Source organism: Caballeronia sp. M23-90, assembly GCF_053574605.1.
In genome coordinates this window covers 1-2,230 of record NZ_JBSIPA010000704.1, presented here as the reverse complement: position 1 = coordinate 2,230, position 2,230 = coordinate 1, and the positions used below count along the sequence as shown (strand labels likewise).

At 42.7% G+C, this 2,230-nt stretch carries 1 protein-coding gene and 1 pseudogene; both read right to left on the bottom strand.

Features of this window, described 5'->3' with window-relative positions:
• Positions 1–287, bottom strand: a pseudogene (locus tag ACRXB1_RS34900) (hypothetical protein); the annotation flags it as partial.
• Between the two features lie 64 nt (positions 288–351).
• A complete protein-coding gene (locus tag ACRXB1_RS34895; protein WP_449494636.1) occupies positions 352–1,743 on the bottom strand; it encodes an IS4 family transposase in 1,392 nt (463 codons plus the stop codon).
• Between the last annotated feature and the right edge of the window lie 487 nt (positions 1,744–2,230).

The window sequence follows — 2,230 nt, the reverse complement described above, 5'->3', positions numbered from 1 at the left end:
GCCAGAGACTGGTCCAGTGCAAAGCGGTGCAGCATGCTGAATGCGTAGCGCACCCTGGTATTGATGAAGTTCGGATTGCCCCTTCCGGCATTGTATACTGGCTTGCCAGAGACCTTGGCTGCATCACCGAGTTCGTTTTTGAATTCAAAAGGACTCAGTAGTGCGTATTCCTGGCGTTCTTTGTCGCTTAACGGCTGGACATCGGCTGCCAGGGAGATGCCGGTCCAAAAGAGGGCAAGAGACACGAACAGTCTGGCGAGTAACAGACGCATGCGGGATTTTTTCAAAACGGTTTCTCCTCGTTTATGGGTTGCGGTTGCCAGGACATATTGTTGGTCTCGACTTTCGGGGTTAGCGATTAGTCGTTAATAGTTTGTTTTTATTGACAAGAAGTCCTTTTTCACCAACGAAACTATCCATATTTTTTTGGACTAGTTCCAAAATGCTTCCAAGGACATTTGCCGGTAAGTTTTCGATTTTATGAAGATTTTTTACGACCACACCGAGAATTTTTCCGAGCGCCTCAATCAACGTACAATCTGCAGCCTCTTGGCAGAAGTGGTGAAATAAAATTCCCAGCGTTCTGGGATCTTCTGCCCGACGTTTTTCTATACAGAGAAAGATATACCTGGTCATAACAATGCTGGTATGTGCTATAAGCGCATCGAAATCTCTGCTCTGGCATCCTTTTTCCAGTTCAAGATGTTGTTTGGCTGTCCGAAAAAAGACTTCGATATCCCAACGTCGACCATAGATACGAACTATTTCATCATCTGGAAGATTTTCATCCGTACACAGCAATGCAAGCCAGTCTCTTTTGCTTCGGTTGCGGACGAAGACCAATTTGGCCATGCCGCCATCTTTGATCTGAACTTGTGCATTTGCGAGAATTTTTGCTCTTCCTCTGCGTTTTCGGATTTTACGGTAAATTTGGATGGCGTTGAGTTCTTGGCCCTCGAAGATGTAATGAATTTTCGGAGTTCGTTTGACCATACAGATGACATGCAAGTGCTCGCGCGCCTTGGCAATCAAGGAAGGTACTCCGAACCAACTATCCATGAGAACATATTTGGCATTGATTCCGGCATGTAGTGCCCTCTCAATCATGGGGGTAATCAAATCTGTAGCTTTGGTCATGGACTCCTGTCGTCGTCTGGCACCACACGTTCTCTTATCCAAATTTTTAGCAGCTTCTTGATATCGATGTTTCTTTTTTCTCGATGAAAGTAGTGCAAAATCAAGCGGTAACAGTGTCGACCCGTCAGACCAAGCCATGGTGAGCATTCTGAAGCCTCTAAGATACCTCCCTGTTGTGTGATCAAAAACTTTGGCCAAGAGTTCGACATTTTTTGACCGCGGACGTGATATCGTTGAATCATCAAAGATAAGCACAGGATCACGATCTTTATTTGTCAGTTCATCAATCATTTCATATGATTGAAAGCCTAAAGCCAAAAGGAATCTTCTCCAGCTAAAACGACTTGAACGAAGAAAATCATATATTGCATCTTTACTGATTTTACGTTCGGGGTTGATGACGATATTCCTGTAGATATTTTTTCCAATGAACGGAAGTATAAAAATGCTTTGAAGAATGGATACAGCTGAATGTCCTTTTGATTTTTTTATTTGAGAGTTGCTGGCAACACTCGCGATACGGAATCTTTTAAAAAAAGAGTCAATACGGTTGGCGCATTCATTCTTTACAACTTGCAAATCGATAGGTTTAATCGTATCTTGCATTTGAGATCCTTGTTTTTTGTATTCTATTGCGTGGAAACAAGAGAAATACTAAAAAACAAGGATCTCTTCAAGTAAAAAATTAGTTATTTCAGGATGTTTGTTCTAATTTTGAAAGCAAAATAAACTCCGAAAGTCGAGTTATGATCTCGAACCCAAAAAGCATTTTCGCTTTTTGCCCCGGGACATCGGCATGCATTGAAAAACGTGGATATGTTTCATATCATAAATTCAGTTCAGGTACCAGCCCTGGAAAGGGCATGATATACACTAATGAGACACAAGTGGTATTTATTATATCTCCAAATTGAAAAGGCAAGCAAAATTTCCGAGATAGAAAAAAGCCCGTATCCCTGCAATTATCCGCTTGTGATACCAAAAGCATCCTGTTAGTCAACCTCACTACACGAGAGCGAGGAAGCGTTTCGTCACCGGTGTGGCGCCTGGACTTCAAATCCAGTGGACGGTCGAGAGGTCGTCGGTAGGTTCG